Annotated in this window: 22 protein-coding genes; 14 read left to right on the top strand and 8 right to left on the bottom strand. The window is 66.3% G+C overall.

Annotated features, from left to right (window positions below; genetic code table 11):
• The first annotated feature begins 46 nt into the window (after positions 1-46).
• From LRM18_RS01925 to LRM18_RS01915, 3 genes are read left to right on the top strand one after another with little or no spacing between them, the layout of a single operon-like run.
• Positions 47-703, top strand: a complete 657-nt coding sequence (locus LRM18_RS01925) for a TetR/AcrR family transcriptional regulator (RefSeq protein WP_270950061.1) — start codon at positions 47-49, stop codon at positions 701-703.
• Entirely contained in the window at positions 703-1,977 is a 1,275-nt protein-coding gene (locus LRM18_RS01920) for an efflux RND transporter periplasmic adaptor subunit (RefSeq protein WP_049465818.1), read from the top strand. Before LRM18_RS01925 ends, LRM18_RS01920 begins: the two co-directional genes overlap by 1 nt.
• Before the next feature lie 15 nt (positions 1,978-1,992).
• Complete coding sequence (locus LRM18_RS01915) at positions 1,993-5,166, top strand: multidrug efflux RND transporter permease subunit (RefSeq protein ID WP_053504758.1); 3,174 nt, start codon at positions 1,993-1,995, stop codon at positions 5,164-5,166.
• Between the two features lie 107 nt (positions 5,167-5,273).
• On the opposite strand, the gene LRM18_RS01910 is transcribed toward LRM18_RS01915, so the two are convergent.
• The gene (locus LRM18_RS01910; RefSeq protein WP_053462550.1) at positions 5,274-5,561 is read right to left on the bottom strand and encodes a hypothetical protein; all 288 of its coding nucleotides are present in this window, start codon (positions 5,559-5,561) and stop codon (positions 5,274-5,276) included.
• Positions 5,562-5,691: 130 nt separating this feature from the next.
• Complete coding sequence (locus LRM18_RS01905) at positions 5,692-6,840, bottom strand: acyl-CoA dehydrogenase family protein (RefSeq protein ID WP_154330889.1); 1,149 nt, start codon at positions 6,838-6,840, stop codon at positions 5,692-5,694.
• 153 nt (positions 6,841-6,993) lie between these two features.
• On the opposite strand from LRM18_RS01905, the gene LRM18_RS01900 reads away from it, so the two are divergent.
• The 4 genes from LRM18_RS01900 (at position 6,994) to LRM18_RS01885 (ending at position 12,976) form a co-directional block, all read left to right on the top strand.
• The gene (locus LRM18_RS01900; RefSeq protein WP_049465810.1) at positions 6,994-7,923 is read left to right on the top strand and encodes a metalloregulator ArsR/SmtB family transcription factor; all 930 of its coding nucleotides are present in this window, start codon (positions 6,994-6,996) and stop codon (positions 7,921-7,923) included.
• Between the two features lie 13 nt (positions 7,924-7,936).
• Positions 7,937-9,031 carry a homocysteine S-methyltransferase family protein gene (locus LRM18_RS01895; protein ID WP_064238848.1) on the top strand — a complete coding sequence of 365 codons (1,095 nt, stop codon included), beginning with the start codon at positions 7,937-7,939 and terminating at the stop codon, positions 9,029-9,031.
• The gene (gene metH, locus LRM18_RS01890; protein ID WP_270950047.1) at positions 9,028-11,712 is read left to right on the top strand and encodes a methionine synthase; all 2,685 of its coding nucleotides are present in this window, start codon (positions 9,028-9,030) and stop codon (positions 11,710-11,712) included. Before LRM18_RS01895 ends, metH begins: the two co-directional genes overlap by 4 nt.
• A gap of 85 nt (positions 11,713-11,797) precedes the next feature.
• Positions 11,798-12,976, top strand: coding sequence for an MFS transporter (locus LRM18_RS01885; RefSeq protein ID WP_270950045.1), 1,179 nt, complete (start codon positions 11,798-11,800; stop codon positions 12,974-12,976).
• A 50-nt stretch (positions 12,977-13,026) separates the two neighbouring features.
• On the opposite strand, the gene LRM18_RS01880 is transcribed toward LRM18_RS01885, so the two are convergent.
• The 5 genes from LRM18_RS01880 to LRM18_RS01860 form a co-directional block, all read right to left on the bottom strand.
• Positions 13,027-13,701: a DUF2058 family protein gene (locus LRM18_RS01880; protein ID WP_049464358.1), complete on the bottom strand. Its 675-nt coding sequence runs from the start codon at positions 13,699-13,701 to the stop codon at positions 13,027-13,029.
• Between the two features lie 10 nt (positions 13,702-13,711).
• Entirely contained in the window at positions 13,712-13,954 is a 243-nt protein-coding gene (locus LRM18_RS01875) for a SlyX family protein (RefSeq protein ID WP_005410256.1), read from the bottom strand.
• Entirely contained in the window at positions 13,947-15,296 is a 1,350-nt protein-coding gene (locus LRM18_RS01870) for a UDP-glucose/GDP-mannose dehydrogenase family protein (RefSeq protein WP_049464354.1), read from the bottom strand. The genes LRM18_RS01875 and LRM18_RS01870 overlap by 8 nt, the downstream gene beginning before the upstream one ends.
• Before the next feature lie 23 nt (positions 15,297-15,319).
• Positions 15,320-16,297, bottom strand: coding sequence for an FKBP-type peptidyl-prolyl cis-trans isomerase (locus tag LRM18_RS01865; protein ID WP_032962085.1), 978 nt, complete (start codon positions 16,295-16,297; stop codon positions 15,320-15,322).
• Positions 16,298-16,393: 96 nt separating this feature from the next.
• Positions 16,394-16,981 (bottom strand): glutathione peroxidase, encoded by a 588-nt coding sequence (locus LRM18_RS01860; protein ID WP_049464346.1) that lies wholly within the window; start codon positions 16,979-16,981, stop codon positions 16,394-16,396.
• 365 nt (positions 16,982-17,346) lie between these two features.
• Between LRM18_RS01860 and LRM18_RS01855 the strand changes: the two genes are divergently transcribed.
• The 7 genes from LRM18_RS01855 (at position 17,347) to LRM18_RS01825 (ending at position 21,924) form a co-directional block, all read left to right on the top strand.
• A complete protein-coding gene (locus tag LRM18_RS01855) occupies positions 17,347-17,583 on the top strand; it encodes a hypothetical protein (RefSeq protein ID WP_074724860.1) in 237 nt (78 codons plus the stop codon).
• A gap of 2 nt (positions 17,584-17,585) precedes the next feature.
• Entirely contained in the window at positions 17,586-17,945 is a 360-nt protein-coding gene (locus tag LRM18_RS01850; protein WP_006453095.1) for a GntR family transcriptional regulator, read from the top strand.
• On the top strand, positions 17,945-18,820 hold the full coding sequence (locus LRM18_RS01845) for an ABC transporter ATP-binding protein (protein WP_053460829.1): 876 nt from the start codon (positions 17,945-17,947) through the stop codon (positions 18,818-18,820). Before LRM18_RS01850 ends, LRM18_RS01845 begins: the two co-directional genes overlap by 1 nt.
• On the top strand, positions 18,817-19,845 hold the full coding sequence (locus tag LRM18_RS01840; protein ID WP_270949968.1) for an ABC-2 transporter permease: 1,029 nt from the start codon (positions 18,817-18,819) through the stop codon (positions 19,843-19,845). The genes LRM18_RS01845 and LRM18_RS01840 overlap by 4 nt, the downstream gene beginning before the upstream one ends.
• 24 nt (positions 19,846-19,869) lie before the next feature.
• A complete protein-coding gene (locus LRM18_RS01835) occupies positions 19,870-20,757 on the top strand; it encodes a DUF4097 family beta strand repeat-containing protein (protein WP_019660403.1) in 888 nt (295 codons plus the stop codon).
• Between the two features lie 29 nt (positions 20,758-20,786).
• A complete protein-coding gene (locus LRM18_RS01830) occupies positions 20,787-21,392 on the top strand; it encodes a hypothetical protein (protein ID WP_270949963.1) in 606 nt (201 codons plus the stop codon).
• Between the two features lie 106 nt (positions 21,393-21,498).
• Positions 21,499-21,924, top strand: coding sequence for a hypothetical protein (locus tag LRM18_RS01825; protein ID WP_032953534.1), 426 nt, complete (start codon positions 21,499-21,501; stop codon positions 21,922-21,924).
• A gap of 71 nt (positions 21,925-21,995) precedes the next feature.
• Here the strand turns inward: LRM18_RS01825 and LRM18_RS01820 are convergent, their stop codons facing one another.
• Positions 21,996-23,435 carry a class II fumarate hydratase gene (locus LRM18_RS01820; RefSeq protein ID WP_270949957.1) on the bottom strand — a complete coding sequence of 480 codons (1,440 nt, stop codon included), beginning with the start codon at positions 23,433-23,435 and terminating at the stop codon, positions 21,996-21,998.
• Positions 23,436-23,470: the final 35 nt, after the last annotated feature.

The following is a 23,470-nucleotide window of genomic DNA, read 5'->3' as shown; positions in this document are numbered from 1 at the left end:
GCGGATTGCATTCCACAATCCTGAACTGGACGGTATAGTCCACCGCGTGAACCCGGCCTACCTCCCCGTTGCCCTCGACGCGCGTGACCAGCGCGTGTTCGATGCCGTGCGCGACCTGCTCGCCCGGCAGGGCATGCAGATGAGCATGGAGGCGGTCGCCCAGCAGGCCGGCTGTTCCAAGCAGACCCTGTATTCGCGCTATGGCAGCAAGCAGGAACTGCTGCGCCGGGTGATGCAGCGCCATGTCGGCCACGCCACCGGGGCCATGCTTCGTGCACTCCGCGGTGACGACCTGCGTGCCAGCCTGCTCCAGTTCGCCACCGACTTCCTGGAGCATTTCAACCAACCGCACGTGGGCCAGGCCTGCCGGCTGATCGCCGCCGAGGCGTCCCAGTTTCCCGAAGAGGCGCGTACGCTTTACCGGCATGGTGCCGGCGCGCTGGCGCTTCATCTTGCTGAATGGATTGAAACCGTTTGCATGCAAGGCCAGCTCCGGCATGACGACCCGCACTTCATGGCCGAACTGCTGCTGAGCATGATCGCCGGTCAGGATTTCGACAAACAGCGCTTCCATACGCCCCATCGTGATGACGCACTGCTGCGTCGGCGCTGGGCAGAGTTCTCCGTCGACAGCTTCCTGCGCGCGTTCGCGCCACAGCCGTCGCCGGCCCCGTCTACAAACCAACCCCGGAGTTCCTCCTGATGACCGCCCCACTCCGCACCCTTGCCCTGACGTGCGCCGTTGCTGTCGCGCTGGCTGCCTGCAAGAAGCCGGAACAGCAGACGCCCCCGCCGCCGGAGGTGGGCGTGATCGACGCCAAGCCGCAGACCCTGCCCCTGCAGCGTGAGCTGGTCGGCCGCCTGTCGCCGTTCCGCAGCGCCGACGTGCGCGCGCGGGTGCCGGGCGTGCTGCTCAAGCGCGTCTACCAGGAAGGCTCGCAGGTCAAGCAGGGCCAGACCCTGTTCCTGATCGACCCGGCGCCGCTGCGTGCTTCGCTCAACGCCTCCGAGGCCCAGCTGGCCTCGGCCCGCGCCACCTACGCCAACGCCAAGGTCGCCGCCGATCGCGCGCGCTCGCTGGCCCCGCAGCAGTTCGTCTCCAAGTCCGACCTGGACAACGCTGAATCGGCCGAGCGCACCGCCCTGGCCGCCGTCAAGCAGGCCGAAGCGGCAGTGACCTCCTCGCGGATCAACCTGGGCTACGCCGAAGTGACCGCGCCGATCAGTGGCGTGGCCAACAAGCAGCAGGTCACCGAGGGCGCGCTGGTCGGCCAGGGCGATGTGACCCTGCTGACCACCGTCGACCAGCTCGACCCGCTGTATGTGAACTTCTCGCTCAGCGTGGATGAGTTGACCCAGCTGCGTGCGCAGCAGGCCAAGGGCGCGCTGGCGCTGTCCGGCGACGGCAAGGCCACGGTGGCCGTGAAGCTGGCCGATGGCAGCACCTACAGCGAGCCGGGCACGCTGGACTTCTCTTCGACCACGGTCGATCCGGCCACCGGCGCGGTGTCGCTGCGTGCGCTGCTGCCGAACCCGCAGCAGATCCTGCTGCCGGGTGCCTTCGTCAGCTTCCAGGCCAACCTGGGCGAGCGCAACAACGCCTATCTGGTGCCGCAGCAGGCCCTGCTGCGTGATACCAACGGCGGCTACGTGATGGTGGTCGGCGCCGACGGCAAGGTCGTGCGCAAGAACGTGAAGACCGATGGCGCGCAGAACGGCAACTGGCTGGTCAGCGACGGCCTGGCCGCCGGTGACAAGGTGATCGTGGCCGGCGTGCAGAAGGTCAAGGAAGGTGCACCGGCCGTGGCCAAGCCGTGGACCCCGGGCCAGGACGCCAGCGGCAAGCCGGCCGCAGGTGGCGCTGCACCGGCCGCGGCTGCGGCAGCGCCGGCCGCGGGCCAGGCACCGGCCGACGCGGCCAAGCCCGAGCAGGCCGATGCGGCCAAGCCGGCCGCCACCGATTCGAACAAGCAGTAACGGGAACCTTCCGTCATGCCTAAATTTTTCATCGAGCATCCAGTCTTCGCCTGGGTGGTAGCGATCCTGATCTCGCTCAGCGGCGTGATCGCGATCCTCAACCTGGGCGTGGAGTCCTATCCCAACATCGCCCCGCCGCAGGTCACCGTCTCGGCGACCTACCCGGGCGCCAGCGCCGATACCACGGAAAAGTCGGTCACCCAGGTGATCGAGCAGCAGCTGACCGGCATCGATCATCTGCTGTACTTCAGCTCCTCGTCCGCCTCCAATGGACGTGCGCAGATCACCCTGACCTTCGAGACCGGTACCGATCCGGACATCGCCCAGGTGCAGGTGCAGAACAAGGTCTCGCTGGCCACGCCACGCCTGCCTTCGGAAGTCACCCAGCAGGGCGTGGTGGTGGCCAAGGCCAACGCCGGCTTCCTGATGGTGGTGGCGCTGCAGTCCGATACCCCGACCATCAACCGTGACGCGCTGAACGACATCGTCGGCTCGCGCGTGCTCGACCAGGTCTCGCGTATCCCCGGCGTCGGCAGCACCCAGCAGTTCGGTTCCGAGTACGCCATGAACATCTGGCTGAACCCGGAGAAGATGCAGGGCTATGGCCTGTCGGCCAGCCAGGTATTGGCCGCGGTACGTGCGCAGAACGTGCAGTTCGCCGCCGGTGCGCTAGGTTCGGACCCGTCGCCGGAAGGCCAGCACTTCACCGCCACGGTGTCGGCCGAAGGCCGCTTCAGCTCGCCGCAGGAATTCGAGAACATCATCCTGCGCGCCAACGCTGACGGCTCGCGCGTGCTGTTGAAGGACATCGCCCGCGTCGCCTTCGGTGCCAACAACTACGGCTTCGACACCCAGTACAACGGCAAGCCGACCGGCGCCTTCGCCATCCAGCTGCTGCCGGGCGCCAACGCCCTGAACGTGGCCGAAGCGGTGCGCGCCAAGATGGACGAGCTGCAGCCCAGCTTCCCGTCCGGGGTGACCTGGTTCTCGCCGTACGACAGCACCACGTTCGTCAAGATCTCGATCCAGGAAGTGGTCAAGACCCTGTTTGAAGCGGTCTTGCTGGTGTTCCTGGTGATGCTGATCTTCCTGCAGAACTTCCGCGCCACCCTGATCCCGACCCTGGTCATCCCCGTCGCCCTGCTCGGTACCTTCCTGGGCATGTGGATGATCGGCTTCACGATCAACCAGCTGACCCTGTTCGCGATGGTGCTGGCGATCGGCATCGTGGTCGACGACGCGATCGTGGTGATCGAGAACGTCGAACGCATCATGAGCGAGGAAGGCCTGGCGCCGAAGCCGGCCACGCAGAAGGCGATGACCCAGATCACCGGCGCGGTGGTGGCGATCACCGTCGTGCTGGCCGCGGTGTTCATTCCGTCCGCCCTGCAGGGCGGTGCCGCGGGCGAGATCTACAAGCAGTTCGCGCTGACCATCGCCATCTCGATGGCGTTCTCGGCGTTCCTGGCGCTGGGCTTCACCCCGGCGCTGTGCGCGACCTTCCTCAAGCCGACGCACAACGACAACCCGAACATCGTCTACCGCACCTTCAACAAGTACTACGACAAGATCAGCCACACCTACGTGGGGCACATCACCTCGGCGGTGCGCCATGCCCCGCGCTGGATGATCCTGTTCGTGGTGCTGACCGCGCTGTGCGGCTTCCTGTTCACCCGCATGCCGGGCAGCTTCCTGCCGGAAGAAGACCAGGGCTATGCGCTGGCGATCGTGCAGCTGCCCCCGGGCTCGACCAAGGGCCAGACCAACGAAGTGTTCGCGCAGATGCGCGGCATCCTGGAAAAGCAGGATGGCTATGAAGGCATGCTGCAGGTGGCCGGCTTCAGCTTCGTCGGTTCCGGCGAGAACGTGGGCATGGGCTTCATCCGCCTGAAGCCGTGGGAGGAACGCAAGTTCACCGCGCCGGAGTTCATCCAGAACATGAACGGCGCGTTCTACGGCATCAAGGAAGCGCAGATCTTCGTGGTCAACCTGCCTACCGTGCAGGGCCTTGGCCAGTTCGGCGGCTTCGACATGTGGCTGCAGGACCGCAGCGGTGCCGGCTACGAGCAGCTGACCCAGGCGCGCAACATCCTGCTGGGCAAGGCCGCGCAGAAGCCTGAAGCCCTGGTCGGCGTGCGTCCGAACGGGCTGGAGAACGCCCCGCAGCTGCAGCTGCACGTGGACCGCGTGCAGGCGCAGTCGATGGGCATGTCGGTGTCGGACGTGTACAGCACCATCCAGCTGATGCTGGCTCCGGTGTACGTCAATGACTTCTTCTACGAAGGCCGCATCAAGCGCGTGACCATGCAGGCCGATGGCCCGTACCGCACCGGCCAGGAGTCGCTGAAGAGCTTCTACAGCCCCTCCACCCTGACCCAGAACGCCGATGGCACCAATGCGATGATCCCGCTCAACACGGTGGTCAAGTCCGAATGGGTGTCGGCACCGCCGTCGCTGAGCCGCTACAACGGCTACTCGGCGATCAACATCGTCGGCTCGCAGGCCCCGGGCACCAGCTCGGGCGAAGCGATGCAGACCATGGAGAGCATCGTCAACGACGACCTGCCGGCCGGCTTCGGCTACGACTGGTCCGGCATGTCCTACCAGGAAATCCTGGCCGGCAATGCCGCCACGCTGCTGCTGGTGCTGTCGATCGTGGTGGTGTTCCTGTGCCTGGCCGCCCTGTATGAAAGCTGGTCGATCCCGGTGGCGGTGCTGCTGGTCGTGCCGCTGGGCGTGCTGGGTGCCCTCGGCCTGTCGATGCTGCGCGGCCTGCCCAACGATCTGTTCTTCAAGATCGGCCTGATCACCGTGATCGGCCTGGCGGCAAAGAACGCGATCCTGATCGTGGAGTTCGCGGTGGAGCAGCGCGCAGCGGGCAAGAACCTGCGCGATGCCACCATCGAGGCGGCCCGCCTGCGTTTCCGCCCGATCCTGATGACCTCGTTCGCGTTCATCATGGGCGTGATCCCGATGGCGATCTCCACCGGCGCCGGCGCCAACTCCCGCCACGCCATCGGTACCGGCGTGATCGGCGGCATGCTGTTCGCCACCCTGCTCGGCCTGCTGATGATCCCGGTGTTCTTCGTGGTTGTGCGCCGCATGCTGGGCGACAAGCTGGATGAACCGTCGAAGGAGTTCATGGAACGCCAGCGGGACGCCGAGTCCGCCCACCGCCCGGATCGTTGATCCGGCGGTGCGCTGAAACGAAAAGGCCCCGGAGCGATCCGGGGCCTTTTTTTTGTCGCTGCTCTCGAATGCATGCCAACCTTGGTTGGCGCGCTTCGGGCAACGCCTCAGCGCAGCAGCGCGACCACCGCGCACACTGCCACCAGAACCAGCGCGGCCCACTGCATCGGCACGAAGAAGAAATGATGGGGCGCGACTTCACCCTTCTGCCGGGGTGCACGGTTGAGCCACAGGCCCAGCAGCACGTTCACCGCCGCGCCAATGCCAGCACCCAGCAACACCTGCGGGAGCGGGATGTTGCCCTTGGGGCCTGCGTGCGGGAAGAAATACGCCAGCAGCAGGATCGCTGCGATCGGCGTGACCAGTGTCAGGATTCCCCAACCACGATAGATCATCTGTGCAGACCGTATGGAAACGGCCTGCATTGGAACAGATCCGGCATCGTTCGGCCAAGAGCACAGAGCATCCACGCGTGGCGCGGATCTACTGGCCGCGCCGCCATTGCAGCGGCGCGGCCGTTGCGTCTCAGCGCAGCCCGGTTTCGTTGCGGGCGATGACCAGTCGCTGGATTTCCGAGGTGCCTTCGTAGATCTCGGTGATCTTGGCATCACGGAAGTAACGCTCCAGCGGCATCTCCTTCGAGTACCCCATGCCGCCGTGGATCTGCACCGCCTGGTGGGTGATCCACATCGCCGCTTCCGAGGCGGTCAGCTTGGCCACGGCCGCTTCCGTGCTGAAGCGTTTGCCCTGGCCCTTCACCCATGCCGCACGCAGGGTCAGCAGCAGCGCTGCATCCAGCTTGCACTTCATGTCGGCAATCTTGGCCTGGGTCATCTGGAAGGTACCGATCGGCGCCCCGAACGCCTTGCGCTCCTTCACGTAGTCCAGGGTCGCTTCATAGGCGGCACGGGCGATGCCGATGGCCTGCGAAGCGATACCGATGCGGCCGGCATCGAGCACGCTCATCGCGATCTTGAAGCCCTCGCCTTCCTGGCCGAGCACGTCTTCGGGCTGCGCCACGTAATCGTTGAACTCGATCTCGCAGGTGGCCGAGGCGCGGATGCCCAGCTTCGGCTCGGTCTTGCCGCGACCGAAACCGGCCTTGTCGGTATCGATGAGGAAGGCGGTGATGCCACGCGCTCCCTTGTCCGGCTCGCTCATCGCGAACAGCACGATGTACTTGGCCACCGGGCCGGAGGTGATCCAGCTCTTCTTGCCGTTGATGACGAAGGTGCCGTCGGCCTGCTTCACCGCGCGGCAGCGCATGGCGGTGGCATCGGAGCCGGACTGCGGCTCGGTCAGCGCGAACGCGCCGATGGCCGTGCCTTCGGCGATCGCACGCACATAGGTCTGCTTCTGCTGTTCGCTGCCATGGGTGAGAATGCCGTTGCAGAACAGCGAGTTGTTGACCGACATGATGGTCGAGTGGGCGGCGTCGGCGGCGGCGACCTCCACCATCGCCAGCACGTACGCAACCGGGTCCATGCCCGCACCGCCGTATTCGGTCGGCACTTCGATGCCCATCAGGCCGTTCTCGCCCAGCAGGCGGATGTTGTCCAGCGGGAACTCGCCGGTGCGGTCGTGATGCTCCGCGCTGGGGGCGATCTTCTCCTGCGCGATGCGCCGCGCCACGTCCTGCAGCATCAACTGCTCTTCGGTAAAGCTGAAATCCACAACACCCTCCCGGGTACATGAAGTTATGGGCCGCATACGGCGCGCCCAGGTGCCCCGATTGTACCGGGGCCCGGCTGTTTCCGTACGCTGCCGACTTGACCGCGGGAGGCCTTCTCGGCGAATATATCTCTATATCGCGATAGGTAGATATTTATGGATCTGGAAGACTGGTCGACCCGCCTGAAGGTGTTCGCCGATGCGACCCGCGTGCGCCTGCTGGCGCTGCTGGAGCAGGAGGAACTCACCGTGGCCGAACTGTCGGCGATCACCCGGCTCGCGCAGCCGCGCGTGTCCACCCACCTGGCGCGCCTGAAGGAAGCCGGCCTGGTCCGCGACCGCCGTGCCGGCGTGTCGGCCTACTACCGCTTCGACGAGGCCCAGCTGGACCCGGCGCAGCGCGCATTGTGGCATGCCCTGAGCAACGGAAGCGACGACCCGTTGCTGCGGCAGGACGCCGAGCGCGTTGCCGCCGTGCTGGCCCACCGCGCGTCGGACCAGAACTGGGCCGACAGCGTGGCCGGCGACATGGAGCGCCACTACTCGCCGGGCCGCACCTGGGAGGCCCTGGCGCGCACCGCGTTGCCGCTGCTGGAAACCGGCGACGTGCTGGACATCGCCTCCGGTGACGGCGTGCTGGCCGAACTGGTCGCCCCCCATGCCAAGCGCTACATCTGCATCGATACCAGCGCGCGCGTGGTCGCCGCCGCCAGCGAGCGCCTGCGCCGCCTGCCCAATGTGGAAGTGCGCGAAGGCGACATGCACGCGCTGCCGTTCAAGGACAGCAGCTTCGACCTGGTGGTGCTGATGCACGCGTTGACCTACGCCAGCAAGCCGGCGCAGGCGGTGACCGAAGCCGCGCGCGTGCTGCGCCCGGGTGGCCGCCTGCTGCTGTGCAGCCTGGCCCGCCACGAACACAAGGCCGCGGTGGAAGCCTACGGCCACGTCAACCTTGGCTTCAGCGACAAGGAACTGCGCAGGTTCGTCGACAAGGCCGGCCTGCAGGTGTCCAGCCTGGAGACGGTCACCCGCGAAAAGCGTCCGCCGCACTTCGAAGTGATTTCGCTGATCGCCAACAAGCCCTGAGCCCGAGACTGCCATGCCCGCCCTGCCCTGGTTGCATCCTGATCGTGCCAACGCCCTGCTCGACGCCCTGCGCGAGCGGATCCTGATCATCGACGGCGCGATGGGCACGATGATCCAGCGCCATGGCCTGCAGGAAGACGACTATCGGGGCGAGCGCTTCGCCGGTGGCTATGACCATGCACATGGCCCCGGCTGCGACCACGGCGCCCCCGAGGGCCATGATCTGAAGGGCAACAACGATCTGCTGCTGCTGACCCGTCCGCAGATCATCGCCGACATCCACACCGCCTACCTGGAAGCAGGCGCGGATCTGGTCGAGACCAACACCTTCAACGCCACCTCGGTCAGCCAGGCCGACTACCACCTCGAGCACCTGGTGTACGAGTTGAACAAGGCCGGGGCGGCGGTTGCACGCGCCTGCTGCGATGCGGTGGCTGCAACCACGCCCGGCAAGCCACGCTTCGTGATCGGCGTGATCGGCCCGACCAGCCGCACCGCCTCGATCAGCCCCGACGTGAATGATCCAGGCTTCCGCAACACCAGCTTCGACGAGCTGCGCGACACCTACCGGGAAGCCATCGAAGGGCTGATCGACGGGGGCGCCGACACCCTCATGGTCGAGACCATCTTCGACACGCTCAATGCCAAGGCGGCGCTGTATGCGCTGGAAGAAGCGTTCGACGCGCGCGGCGCACGCCTGCCGGTGATGATCTCCGGCACCATCACCGACGCCTCCGGGCGCACGCTGTCCGGGCAGACCGCCGAAGCGTTCCACGCCTCGCTGGCACACGCGCGGCCGCTGTCGATCGGCTTGAACTGCGCACTGGGTGCCGAGGCGATGCGACCACACGTGGAAACCCTTTCGCAGGTCGCCGACTGCCACGTCAGCGCCCACCCCAATGCGGGCCTGCCCAACGCCTTCGGCGAATATGACGAAACGCCGGAAGAGATGGCCGCCACCCTGCGCGGCTTCGCCGAGGATGGCCTGTTGAACCTGGTCGGCGGCTGCTGTGGCTCCACGCCCGCGCACATCCGCGCCATCGCCCAGGCCGTCGCCGGATTGCCGCCGCGCGCCCTGCCCGCATCCCGGGAGCAGCAGGCCGCATGAACACCCCGCCCTATACCCGCCTGTCCGGCCTGGAGCCGCTGGTCATCACACCGGACCTGCTGTTCATCAACGTCGGCGAGCGCACCAACGTCACCGGCAGCGCGCAGTTCCGCAAGCTCATCAAGGAAGGCCGCTACGAAGAGGCGGTGGACGTGGCCCGCCAGCAGGTGGCCAGCGGAGCGCAGATCCTCGACGTCAACATGGACGAGGGCCTGATCGATTCGGAAGCGGCAATGACCCGCTACCTCAACCTGATCATGTCCGAGCCGGACATCGCCCGCATCCCGGTTATGGTCGATTCCTCCAAGTGGAGCGTGATCGAGGCCGGGCTGAAGTGCCTGCAGGGCAAGAGCGTGGTCAATTCGATCTCGCTGAAGGAAGGCGAGGCGCTGTTCCGCGAACATGCACGCAAGGTGCTGCGCTACGGTGCCGCTGCGGTGGTGATGGCCTTCGACGAAAACGGCCAGGCCGACACCTGCGCGCGCAAGGTCGAGATCTGCACCCGCGCCTATCGCATTCTGGTCGACGAGATCGGCTTCCCGCCGCAGGACATCATCTTCGACCCGAACATCTTCGCCGTCGCCACCGGTATCGAAGAGCACGACAACTACGCGGTGGACTTCATCGAAGCCACCCGCATCATCAAGCAGACTCTGCCGCACTGCCATGTCTCCGGCGGCGTCTCCAACGTTTCGTTCTCCTTCCGCGGCAATGAAACGGTGCGCCAGGCGATCCACTCGGTGTTCCTGTACCACGCGATCGCGGCCGGGATGGACATGGGCATCGTCAATGCCGGTGCCATGCCGATCTATGACGAGCTGGAGCCGGAGCTGCGCGAACGCGTCGAGGACGTGATCCTGAACCGCCGCAGCGATGCCACCGAGCGCCTGCTGGAGATCGCCGAGCGCTACAAGGGCAGGAAGGGCGCTGCGAAGGCGGAGGACCTGGCCTGGCGCGAGAAGCCTGTCGCACAGCGCCTGGCCCATGCCCTGGTGCACGGCCTGGACGCTTATGTCGAGGAAGACACCGAGCTGGCCCGGCAGGCCGCCAGCCGACCGCTGGACGTGATCGAAGGCCCGCTGATGGATGGCATGAACATCGTCGGCGACCTGTTCGGTGCGGGCAAGATGTTCCTGCCGCAGGTGGTCAAGTCCGCGCGCGTGATGAAGAAGGCGGTGGCCTACCTGCTGCCCTACATCGAGGCCGAGAAGGCGCGCAGCGGCGACACCGCCAAGAGCAACGGCAAGATCATCATGGCCACGGTGAAGGGCGACGTGCATGACATCGGCAAGAACATCGTCGGCGTGGTCCTGGCCTGCAACAACTTCGAGGTGGTCGACCTGGGCGTGATGGTGCCGGCGCAGAAGATCCTGGATGCCGCCCGCGAGCACCATGCCGATCTGATCGGCCTGTCCGGACTGATCACGCCGTCGCTGGAAGAGATGAGCCACGTCGCCCGCGAGATGGAGCGCCAGGGTTTCGACCTGCCGCTGCTGATCGGCGGCGCCACCACCTCGCGCGCGCACACCGCGCTGAAGATCGACCCGCATTACAAGGCGCCGACGGTGTGGGTGAAGGACGCCTCGCGCGCGGTGGGCGTGGCCCAGTCGCTGATCTCGCGCGACCTGCGCGAGGCCTTCGTCGCCGCCAACGAGGCCGACTATGCCGAAATCCGCGCGCGCCATCGCAACCGTGGCGACGCCAAGCGCCTGGTCACGCTGGAGCATGCACGCGCGCAGAAGTTCCAGGGCGGCTGGGACAGTTACACGCCACCGGCACCGCACCAGCCCGGCCTGCATGTGTTCGACGACTACCCGTTGGCCGAACTGGTCGACTACATCGACTGGACGCCGTTCTTCCAGGCCTGGGAACTGGCCGGCAAGTTCCCGGCCATCCTCACCGACGAGATTGTCGGTACCCAGGCCAGCGATCTGTACAAGGATGCCCGCGCGATGCTCGACCGCATCGTCGAAGAGAAGTGGCTGACCGCCAAGGCCGTGTTCGGCCTGTGGCCGGCCAACAGCGTCGGCGACGACGTGCGCGTGCAGCACCCCCAGGGCGAGGCCACGTTGTACTTCCTGCGCCAGCAGGTCGACAAGCCGGCCGAGCGGCCGGACTTCTGCCTGGCCGATTTCATCGCTCCCGCCGACAGCGGCCGCCAGGACTGGATCGGTGCGTTCGCGGTCACCGCGGGCATCGGCATCGATGCCCACGTCGCGCGCTTCGAGGCGGACCATGACGACTACAACGCGATCCTGCTGAAAGCACTGGCCGACCGCTTCGCCGAAGCACTGGCCGAGCGCCTGCACCAACGTGTGCGCACCGAATTCTGGGGCTATGACCGCGCCGAGGCGCTGGACAACGACGCCCTGATCGACGAGCAGTACCGCGGCATCCGGCCGGCGCCCGGCTATCCCGCCTGCCCGGAGCACAGCGAGAAACGGCGCCTGTTCGACCTGCTGCAGGCCGAAGCAAATGCCGGCATGGAACTGACCGAGAGCTTCGCGATGCTGCCCACGGCCGCCGTTTCGGGCTACTACTTCAGCCACCCGCAGAGCCAGTACTTCGTGGTCGGCCGGCTCAGCCGCGAACAGGTCAGCGACTACGCCCGCCGCAAGGGCGTGGACCGCGCCCAGGCCGAACGCTGGCTCGCCTCCAACCTCGACTACGACCCCGAATGACACAAAAAGGGGACGGAGGGGATTAAGTCGTTTATGCATTCGCGACTTAATCCCCTCCGTCCCCTTTTTGCCTCATCATTCCGCAATGACCGTTCCCGTTGCCCGCCTCTCCAGCTTTTACCTGTTCTACTACGCGGCGCTGGGCGCGTTCACTCCGTACTGGAGCCTGTTCCTGACCGCGCGCGGCATGAGCGTGACCGCGATCAGCGTGATGATGGGCCTGTGGTACGCCACCCGCGTGATCGCACCCAGCACCTGGACTTCGCTGGCGGCGGCATCGCCACGACCGATCCGCCTGCTGCGCGTCGGCTGCGTGTTGACACTGCTCAGCTTCGCGGTGTTCCTGCTGCCGCTCCCGCAGCCCTGGATGTACCCGGCCATGGTTGTGTTCTGCTTCTTCTACAACGCGGTGATGCCGCAGTTCGAGTCGATCACCCTCACTCACCTGGGCAACGACAGCCATCGCTACGGGATGATCCGGGTCTGGGGCTCACTCGGCTTCATCGCCGTGGTCACCCTGTTCGGCTGGCTGATCGAAGGCGATGGCGCCAGCAACCACGCCGGATTGCTGCCCTGGATGATGCTGCCGCTGTTCGCCTTGCTGGCGGCCTCGGCCTTCAGCAACCACTATGCGCGCGACATCGGCAGGACCCAGGGCGATGCCAGCGGCTTCTGGCAGATCGTGCGCCGCCCGCCGGTGCTGGCCTTCTTCCTGGCCGCGTTCATGGAGCAGCTGTCATTCGGCCCGTACTACACGTTCTTTTCGGTCTACATGGACCATCACGGTTACCGCACCTCCACCCTCGGCCTGCTGTGGACCATCGGCGTCGTCTTCGAAGTGGGCGTGTTTTTCACCATCGGCCGTTTCTTCCGCCGCTATGACGCCAGTTGGATGCTGTTGATCGCGCTGGTCAGTTCCTGCCTGCGCTGGGCGGTGACCGCCCTGTTCCCCGAAAACCTGCCGGTGATGCTGCTGGCGCAGACCGCGCATGCCCTGGGCTTTGCCGCCTTCTTCGCGGCTGCGATGCAGATGCTGGCCACCTACTTCCCGGGCCGGCTCAACGGTCACGGCCAGGGCCTGCTGTACGGCTTCTCGTCCGGCGTGGGCGGCGTGCTGGGCGCACTGATCGCCGGTCAGCTGTGGAAGATCGACGACGGCAGCACGGCCTTCCTGGCCGGCAGCGGCTTCGCCCTGGTTGGCGCCCTGCTCTGTTTCTTCGCACTGAGCCTGCCGCTGATCCGTGCGCGCCGCAGCGCCCGCTGAAACGAAAACGCCGGGCACTGCCCGGCGTTTTCGTCATCCTGCGCTTCCGCTTACCAGACCAGGTCGTCCGGTACCTGGTACTGCGGATCGGCGTATGGATCTTCTTCGGCCGGCGCATTCGGATCGACCTTCAGCGCCACCGATGCGGCAAACACCGCCTCGCACTCGGCCAGCACTTCGGCGGTCACCAGCAGGTAACGGCCATTGAGCTGGACCACGCCCAGCGCACCGGCATTGAGCGCGGTCAGCTGTTCGGCGGTCACGTAGATGCGCTTGATCTTGCCGCCGTACGGGAAGTGGCGGGCAATGTCGGCCGCCTCGGCATTCAGGCTCTTGTCCTTCAGCAGTTCTTCCAGCTTGGCCTTCGCCTCGCGGCGGACGCGTGCTTCTTCCTGCTTCAGGCGCTCGGCTTCGATGCGCTCTTCCTTTTCCCGCTGCGCGCGAATGGCATAGGCCTTGGCCAGATCCATCTCTTCGGCGCTGCGCGGCTTGCGCGGGCCCTGGCCGCGGGCCTGCCCAGCAGGCTTGCCCGGGCCACCACGGCCATGCCCACGACGCTCACCGGGCGTGTGCTCGCCCTTGCCAGCGCCCTGCGGCTTTCCATTGCCGTTGCCACCCTTGCCCTGCGGGCGGCCGTCACGACGGGGGGCATCATTCTTGCGCTCGGGCTTGGGCGCAGGCTTGAAGCCCAGGCCCAGCAGCTGGTCGCGGAGGGTATCGCTCATAGAGGTCGGATCAGTAGTGCGGCGGCGGCGGTTCGCTCGCCGGATCGGAAGAATTCAATGCGTTGCGGACCTTGCCCAGGTCTTCCAGCAGCACGCGCAGCACATCGGCGTTGCGCATGCCCTGCATGCGGGCATCGGCCAGCGCATCGCTCAGTTCGGCCAGCGCCTGCTCCTGGAAGGACACGCGCATCTCCAGCTCGACCAGGCGCGCTTCCAGCGCCTGCTCGCGTTCGGTTGGCAGCAGGTCAGACATGCAGCGAGCGCCCCCGGCCGATGCCGTAATACGCCAGGCCCGCCGCTTCGACATCCGCCGGCTCGTACAGGTTGCGCCCGTCGAACACCACCGCGTCCTTCAGCTGCTCGCGCAGCTTCTGGAAATCGGGGCTGCGGAACTGCTTCCACTCGGTCACCACGACCAGTGCATCCGCGCCCTGCAGCGCTTCGTCGGCATTGCTGCAGAACACCAGGTCATCGCGTTCGCCGAAGATGCGCTGCGATTCGTGCATCGCTTCCGGATCGTAGGCACGCACCGTTGCACCGCCTTCCCACAGCTGCGCCAGCAGTCGGCGGCTGGAGGCTTCGCGCATGTCATCGGTGTTCGGCTTGAAGGCCAGGCCCCACACGGCAAAGGTCTTGCCACGCACGCCCTCATCCTCGCCCTTGTCGTAATGACGCTGGATCAGCGCGAACAGATGTCCCTTCTGCGCATCGTTGACCGCCTCGACGGCGTTCAGCAGCTTCGGCTCCAGGCCAGCCTGCTGCGCAGTGCGGGCCAGTGCCTGCACATCCTTGGGGAAACACGAGCCGCCATAACCGGCGCCCGGGTAGATGAAGTGCCAGCCGATGCGCGGATCCGAGCCGATGCCCTGGCGGACCTGTTCCACATCGGCGCCGACACGCTCGGCGATGTTGGCGATTTCGTTCATGAACGAAATCTTGGTCGCCAGCATCGCGTTGGCGGCGTACTTGGTCAGCTCGGCCGAGCGCACGTCCATTTCCACCACGCGGTCGTGGTTGCGGTTGAACGGCGCGTACAGGCGCCGCATCACCGCCACCGATTCGGCGCTGGTCGCACCGATGATGATGCGGTCCGGGCGCATGCAGTCGGCAACGGCATCGCCTTCCTTCAGGAATTCCGGATTGGACACCACGTCGAAGGCGATGTCGGCCCCCCGTGCGGCGAGCTCGGCGGCGATGGCCGCGCGTACCTTGTCGGCGGTGCCCACCGGCACCGTCGACTTGTTGACCACCACGGTCGGCACGCTCATGTGCTGGCCGATGGTGCGGGCCACGGCCAGCACGTACTGCAGATCAGCGCTGCCATCCTCGTCCGGCGGCGTGCCGACGGCGATGAACACGACCTGGCCGTGGCCGATCGCGGCTGCGGCATCGGTGGTGAACGTCAGCCGCGACGCAGCGTGGTTGGCCTTCACCATCGGTTCCAGGCCCGGCTCATAGATCGGGATGATGCCCTGGTTGAGGCCATCGACCTTGGCCTGGTCGATATCGACGCAGACCACCTGGTGGCCGACATCGGCCAGGCAGGTACCGGTCACCAGCCCTACATAACCGGTACCGAAAATCGCAACGCGCATGTCCGTGCTGGCTCCGTGGTCGCTTACGGCAGGACGCCCAGCAGCTCGACGTCGAACGTCAGAGTCGCGTTCGGGCCGATCGGGCCACCCGGGGTGCCGTTTTCACCGTAGGCGAGCTCGCCCGGGATCCAGAAGCGGTACTTCGAACCGACCGGCATCAGCGCGACGCCTTCGGTCCAGCCCTTGATCACCTGGTCCAGGCCGAACTCGGCCGGCTGGCGACCATAGGAGCTGTCGAACACGGTGCCGTTGAGCAGCTTGCCTTCGTAGTTCACGCGCACCTTGCTGCTCGGCAGCGGGCGCTCGCCGCTGCCCGGGCGGATGACCTGGTACTGCAGGCCCGACGGGGTGGTCACCACGCCCGGCTGGGTCTTGTTCTTGGCCAGGAACGCGTTGCCTTCCTCGCGGTTGGTCTGCGCGGCGGCGGCGGCCTTGGCCTGCATTTCGGCCTGCTTGCTGCCCATGAACGCCTGGATGGTGGCGGTCGCGTCAGCTTCCGTCATCTTCGGCTGACCCTTGCTCAGGCCGGTGCTGATCGCGTCAAACAGCGAGGCGACGTCGATGTCGTCCTTCAGCTGTGCCAGCGACGGGCCGACCGAGTAGGAACCGATCATCTGCGACACCTTGACGCGGTCGACCTTCGGCGGCTGCGAACCCGGCGCCATGCCCGGCACCTGCTGCCCGCTGCGGGCCATCACGACCTGGCGCAGTGCGGCATCGGTGGCCTTGGCCTGTTCCTGGGTGATCTGCGGCTGCAGGCCTTCGAACGAACGTTCCACGGCGGTGCGCAGCGCGGCCACATCGATCTCATCGGCGATCGGGGTGAACGACTTGGCGACGTCCAGGCCGATGGCGTAGCCCAGCTTCTGCTTGGGGGAATTCAAGGTTGCGGTCTCCTTGGCGGCTGCGGGGGCAGCCGGTTGTTGCGACAGAGCGACACCCGAAGTGCCCATCGCCAGAATCAGAACCGACGCCGCGGCGCCGCGCATTCCCATCTTCATTCGCTGCATTCCTGGAAGTGTCTGGGCGCCGACGTCGGCGCGAAAAGAAGCATTGTCGCACGCATGCCGTCGATGTCGAGGCATCCGTGCCGCATATCAATGCGTGGCGGCTGCGGCCAGCGCCTTGTCGATGGCGGCGGTCAGCTGCGGATCGTCCGGCGTCACCTTGCTGGCGAACTGGGCGATGACCTTGCCATCGCGGCCCACCAGGTACTTGTGGAAGTTCCAGCCCGGCGCCACGCCGGTGGCCGCGGTCAGCCGCTGGTACAGCGGCGTGGCCTCTGCGCCGACGACGTGCACCTTCTCGAACATCGGGAACTTGACGCCGTAGGTGAGCGTGCAGAAATCCTGGATCTGCTTCTCGTCACCCGGCTCCTGGCCCTTGAAATCGTTGGACGGGAAACCGAGCACGGCGAAGCCACGGCCGGCATAGCGCTTCTGCAGCGCCTCCAGGCCTTCGTACTGAGGGGTATAGCCGCACTTGCTGGCGGTATTGACCACCAGCAGCACCTGCCCGTGGTAGCGCTGCTGCAGGTTTACCTGCTGCTTGCTGGCCAGCGGGCGGTAGTCGAGGTCGAGAAGGTCGGCCGCCAGCACCTGGCTGGAGCTGGCCAGCCCGGCCACCAGCAGGGTCAGCAGGGACAGGCCGCGCAGGCGGCGCGGGGTAACGGTCGGCAGGGTCATGGAGACAGTCCGCGGTAGCCATTCACAGGGCCGGCCGGTAGCGGCCGGGAATCGGCCGAACTATAGCACCGGGCCCCGGCGCCCCTTGCTGCGGTGGGCGCCGCTGGCTTTGCGCGGCGTGGCGTTTGCCCGTCCAGTGCGGCAGCAACCGCGCAGTAATGACATAGCATGTACAAGGCTGAATGGAAGGCAGCGCCGACTCAGCCCCTCCGGAAAATTCATTTCCCTTTCCAATCAAATGGATAGGGCGATATTTCAGCGATTTGACCACCCCTGCCATCAGTTGGGCACGGCAAGGGGTTGCACGCAGGCGTGCCGGTGTTATAGTTGCATACAACACCAGTCACCTGAGACAGGGGGAAGCCATGAACACTCGGATCCGTCGCAACCTCACCGCACCTGCGGCCGCCGCTGTTTCGACCCTGATCGTGCTGGCCTGGCTGGCCGCGCCAACGCCCCCCGCCTCCCCCGACAGTCCGCAGGACGCGACCGTTTCACCGGCAGGGAATGCCGTTCCCTCCCCCCCTCCCCCGCGTCGGCTGCACAGCTCCCTGTCCATGCCGTATTTCTCGTTCGCCCAGCCGCTGACCCCACGGAGCTGAATATGAGCGACATCCAGTGGAGCGACGGCGCTCCCATCTACCGTCAGTTGAAGGAGCGCGTGATCGCCATGATGCTCGACGGAATCCTCAAGCCGGGCGATGCCCTGCCTTCGGTGCGCCAGGTGGCCGCCGACTATCAACTCAACCCCATCACCGTTTCGCGCGCCTACCAGGAACTGGCCGATGAGGGCCTGGTCGAGAAGCGCCGCGGCCTGGGCATGTTCATGACCGAACAGGCGGCCACGCAGCTGCGCAGCAGCGAGCGCGATCGCTTCCTCAATGAAGAATGGCCGGCGGTGCTGGAGCGCATCCAGCGCCTGGGCCTGAGCCTCGACGAATTGCTGCCCCAGGGGAAAGTCTGATGAATAGCACTGCAAGTGAAGCGGTCATCACCGCCCGAGGCCTGCGCAAGGCCTACAAGACCACGGTGGCGCTCGACAACGCCAGCTTCAGCATTCCAAGCGGGCGCATCGTCGGCCTGATCGGGCCCAATGGCGCCGGCAAGACCACCGCGCTGAAGGCCATTCTCGGCCTGACCTCGGTGGAAGGTGAGCTGAGCGTGCTCGGCCGCGACCCGCGCCTGCACCGCGACGAGCTGATGAACGACATCTGCTTCATCGCCGACGTCGCCGTGCTGCCACGCTGGCTGAAGGTGCGCGAAGCGATCGATTTCGTGGCCGGTGTGCACCCGCGTTTCGATCGCGCCCGCTGCGAACGCTTCCTGGCCAACACCAAGCTGCAGCCGAAGCAGCGCGTGCGCGAACTGTCCAAGGGCATGATCGTGCAGCTGCACCTGGCCCTGGTGATGGCCATCGACGCACGCATCCTGGTGCTGGACGAGCCCACCCTGGGCCTGGACATCCTGTACCGCAAGGAGTTCTACCAGCGCCTGCTGGAAGATTACTTCGATGAACAGAAGACCATCATCGTCACCACCCACCAGGTCGAGGAAATCGAGCACATCCTCAGCGATGTCATGTTCATCCGCGACGGCCGCATCGTGCTGGATGCGGAAATGGACGACGTCGGCCAGCGCTACACCGAACTGCTGGTCAATGCCGACCAGCTGGACACCGCGCGTGCGCTGAAGCCGATCGACGAGCGCAGCCTGGCGTTCGGCAAGACCGTGATGCTGTTCGACGGCGTGCCGCGCGCCCAGCTTTCCACGCTTGGCGAGACCCGCAGCCCGGGCCTGGCCGACCTGTTCGTCGCCATCATGAAGGGGACCTACGCATGAATGCCGTCAACCACCCCGTCAGCCCGATGGGCACCCTGCGCTGGCTGCTCAAGCGCGAATACTGGGAGAACCGTGGCGGTTTCCTGTACGCGCCGCTGATCGCCGGGTTGATTTCGCTAGTGATGAGCACCATCGGCATCGCCTTCGGCCTGTTCGCGCTGCACCGCGCCGCGCGTGATGGCAACCTGCACGTCGATGGCGAGAACGTGAACATCAACGGCCTGGACCTCGCGCTGCTGACCCGCGACATCAGCGCAAAAGACCTGGCCGACCTCGGCAACGGCCTCGACCTGACCCTGGTGCTCAGCTCGGCCTGGCCGTTCCTGGTGCTGGCCTTCGTGGTGTTCTTCTACTGCCTGGGCGCGCTGTACGACGACCGCCGCGACCGCAGCATCCTGTTCTGGAAATCGCTGCCGCTGTCGGACACCCAGACCGTCCTTTCCAAGGTGATCAGCGCACTGATCGTGGCCCCGCTGATCACGGTGATCGCCGGCATCATCACCATGCTCGGCTTCCTGCTGGTGATCAGCGTCGTCGCGTTGATGCATGGCGGCAGCCCGATGACGCTGATCTGGGGCCCGTCCAGTCCGCTGACCCTGGCCGCCGGCCACCTGGCCTGGATTCCGGTCTACGCGCTGTGGGCCCTGCCCACCGCCGGCTGGCTGCTGCTGTGCTCGGCCTGGGCCCGCAGCAAGCCGTTCCTGTGGGCGGTGATGCTGCCGCTGTTCGCCGGGGTCATCGTCAGCACCACCAAGGTGATGCCGCTGATCGGGCTGACCACCGGCTGGTTCTGGCAGAACATCGTCGGCCGCCTGCTGCTGGGCGGCGTGCCGGGCATGGACCTGCTGTATCGCCTCGGCGCCGGTGAAGGCGCGCGCCGCGATCTCGAATCGGTGGTCAGCCTGATGTCGCCGGCCTCGCAGCTGAAGTCGCTGGCGATGCCGGAGCTGTGGATCGGTGCCGCTGTCGGTGCCGTGTTCATCATCCTTGCCATCCGCCTGCGCAAGCGCGCCGGCGAGATCTGATCCCATCCACCTGGAGGCATCACCATGCGTTCCCTGCTCGCCTGTTCTGCGTTGTTGCTGTTGCCGCTGTCGGCGCTGGCCGCCGATGCTCCGAACTGCAAGTTCACCGCTGCCCGTACGTTGAAGCTGGAAACATCCGGCGCCAAGGCGGTGGTGTTCGAGGTGAACCAGCATGACCTGAAGGTGGTCGCCAGCAAGGGCGGTGGCCAGCTGGATGGCCGCGCCTGCGCCTCCAGCCAGGAATGGTTGGACCAGCTGGTGCTGGACCAGCGGAAGGAAGGCGACAAGCTGGTGGTCAGCCTGCGCCGCGAAGGCCGCGACAGCGGCATCAGCCTGGGCAGCAGCTATGCCTGGCTGGACATCCGTGGCAGCGTGCCGGACAACCTGCCGCTGCAGCTGAAGGTCGGTTCCGGCGATGCCAGCGTGGACAACGCGCAGTCGCTGAGCGTGGATGTCGGCTCCGGTGATGCCATCATCCGTGGCACCCGTGGCAGCATCCACGCAGCGGTGGGCTCGGGTGACCTGGACATCGACGGCGGCAGCTCGCTGAACCTGCTGTCGCTGGGCTCTGGCGACGTCAAGGCACGCAACATCGGCGGCGATGCGGTCACCGGCACGGTGGGTTCGGGTGACCTGAAGCTCAGCGATGTCCGCGGCAACGCCCGGCTGGACACCGTCGGGTCCGGCGACGTTGGGTTCAAGCGCGTGCAGGGCAACGTCGAGGTCGGCGTGGTCGGCTCCGGCGATGTCGACCTGTCCGACATCGGCGGCAGCGTGCATGTGCGCAGCCACGGCTCGGGTGACATCCAGGTCGATGGCGTGCGCGGCAGCCTGACCGTCGACCACAGCGGCAGCGGCGACGTGGGCCACCGCAACGTCAGCGGCACCGTCACCCTGCCCCGCAAAAAGTAACCGCCACCGGACCGATCGAGGACACTGCCATGAATCTGCTGCGCGTGCTGCCTGCCACCCTGCTGTGCCTGCCGCTGATCGCCTGCGGCGGCACGTCCTCCACGCCCGATACCACCGTCGGCAAAAGCGTGGCCGAGGCGACCAGCGGGGTCGGCCAGACAGTCAAGGAGGCCATGGACGATGCCCGCAAGGACATCACCCAGGGCAACATCAAGATTTCCGCCGACAAGCAGCCGCGTGCGGAGATCACGCCGGACGGGCGGCTGCTGATCGGCGGCAAGGACGTGCCGGCCGATGAGGCCCAGCGCCGGCAGCTGCTGGAATACCGCGGCCACGTCGTTGCCATTGCAATGGACGGCATGGATGTCGGCCTGGCCGGTGCCAAGCTCGGCGCCAGTGCTGCCGGAGAGGCCCTGAAGGGCATCTTCAGCGGCGACAGCGAGGGCATCGAGAAGCGGATCAATGCCGAGGCGGAGAAGATCGAAGCCCAGGCCAAGCGCATCTGCGACCGCATGCCGGCGATGCTGGCCAGCCAGCAGGCGCTGGCCGCATCGCTGCCCGCGTTCAAGCCGTACGCCACGATGGACCAGAGTGACGTCGACGACTGCGGCAAGGACACCGTGGTCCAGCGCTAGGCCTGTGACAGATCAGCGCACCCGGCCGGCAGCGGCGCCCCGCTGCCGGCCGTGACGTGCCGACCGGCTTACAATGTCGGCCCCGGACGCCCCCGAACCGAATGCCATGAAGAAGTTGTTCCTGCTGCTGGCCGCCCTGCTCTGCCTGGGCCTGGTCGGCTGTGACAAGGATTACCGCAACCACCGCGCCGAGCGCGGCAAGCCCAAGATTTCCGTCAGCGAAGGGATGGTGACCGTGCGTCGCCCGCCGGCACCGAACATCATCATCCTCGGCGATGGCACGATGAAGGTGGACGAGATCCAGATCCCGCTCGACGAAGGGCAGAAGCAGATGCTGCAGACGATGTTCGGCAGGCTGCAGGTGCTGCGCCAGAACACCCTGGTCGCCGCCCCGGCCGATCCCAACATGCAACCGGTGAAGATCCAACCGCCGGAAGGCATGGAAGTGATCCCGGCCGACCTGGTCCAGCGCATCCCCGAGTTCAAGGACTACACCGACACCTTCGGCAACATCGTCGCCGACCGTCGCTGAAAAAACGCCGCCCCCTGGGCGGCGTTTCCTCTTGTAGAGCCGAGCATGGGCTCGGCCCTACGATCGGCGCATCAACCGCCGCCGCCACCGCCCCCCGCGTGGATGCCACCGGCAGTCAGCGCGGTAGGGTCCAGCAGGCGGCGCAGTTCCGCTTCCTGCAGGCCGCTGTCTTCCAGCGCTACGTCCAGCACCGGGCGCTGTTCCTTGTAGGCACGCTTGGCAATGGCCGCTGCCTTCTCGTAGCCGATGATCGGGTTCAGCGCCGTGACCAGGATGGGATTGCGCGACAGCGCCTCGGCAACACGGTCTTCGCGCACCTTCAGCCCGGCAATCGCGCTGTCGGCCAGCAGCCGCGACACATTGGCCAGCAGGCCGATGCCATCCAGCAGGTTCACCGCGATCAGCGGCAGCGTGACGTTGAGCTGGAAGTTGCCGGTCTGCCCGGCCACGGTGATCGCGGTGTGGTGGCCGATCACCTGCGCGCAGGCCATCACGGTTGCTTCCGGAATCACCGGGTTGACCTTGCCCGGCATGATCGAGCTGCCCGGCTGCAGTGCCGGCAGTTCGATCTCGCCCAGCCCGGCCAGCGGACCGGCGTTCATCCAGCGAAGATCATTGGCGATCTTGATCAACGCCACGGCCAGCGCATTGAGCTGGCCCGACAGTTCCACCGCATCATCCTGCGCGGCCAGGCCTTCGAACTTGTTCTCGGCGCTGTCGAACTTGAACCCGGTCTGCTGCTTCAGTGCCTTGGCGACCTGCGCGCCGAAACGCGGGTCGGCGTTGATGCCGGTGCCGATGGCGGTACCGCCCAGCGGCAGGCGACGCACGCGCTTGAGGCTGTCTTCGATGCGCTCCTGCGCCGAAGCCAGCTGTGCCGACCACGCGCCGAACTCCTGCTCGAAGGTCAGCGGCATCGCATCCATCAGGTGGGTACGCCCGGTCTTGACCACCTTGCGCAGGCTGCGGCCCTTCTTGTCGAGGGTCTTGCGCAGGTGCACCAGCGCCGGCAGCAGCTGCTCCTGCGCGGCCAGCACCGCCGACACGCGCAGCGCGGTCGGAATGACGTCATTGGAGCTCTGCCCCTGGTTGACGTGGTCATTGGGATGCACCGCGGCCTTGCCGGCCTTGCCGGCACGGTTGGCCAGGGTGGCGATGACCTCGTTGGCATTCATGTTCGAGGACGTACCCGAACCGGTCTGGTAGACGTCGATCGGGAAATGCGCGTCCCAGTCGCCGGCCGCCACCTCGGCGGCAGCGGCCTGGATGGCCTTGGCCACGGTCTTCGGCAGATGGCCCAGCTCGGCGTTGACGCCGGCAGCCGCGCCCTTGACCAGGCCCAGCGCACGGATGAAACCGCGCGGCATGCGCTGGCCCGACACCGGGAAATTCTGCACGGCACGCTGGGTCTGCGCGCCCCACAGGGCATCGGCAGGCACCTGCAGCTCACCCATGCTGTCATGTTCGATCCGGAATCCCGGGGTGGCACCCTTGCTTGCAGCTTTGCTCATTGCATCAACTCCGCACTACTTCAGTTGGGGAAAGG

The organism is Stenotrophomonas sp. PI_27 (assembly GCF_027854495.1).
GTDB lineage: Bacteria > Pseudomonadota > Gammaproteobacteria > Xanthomonadales > Xanthomonadaceae > Stenotrophomonas > Stenotrophomonas pavanii.
This window is presented reverse-complemented; position numbering and strand designations above follow the sequence as displayed.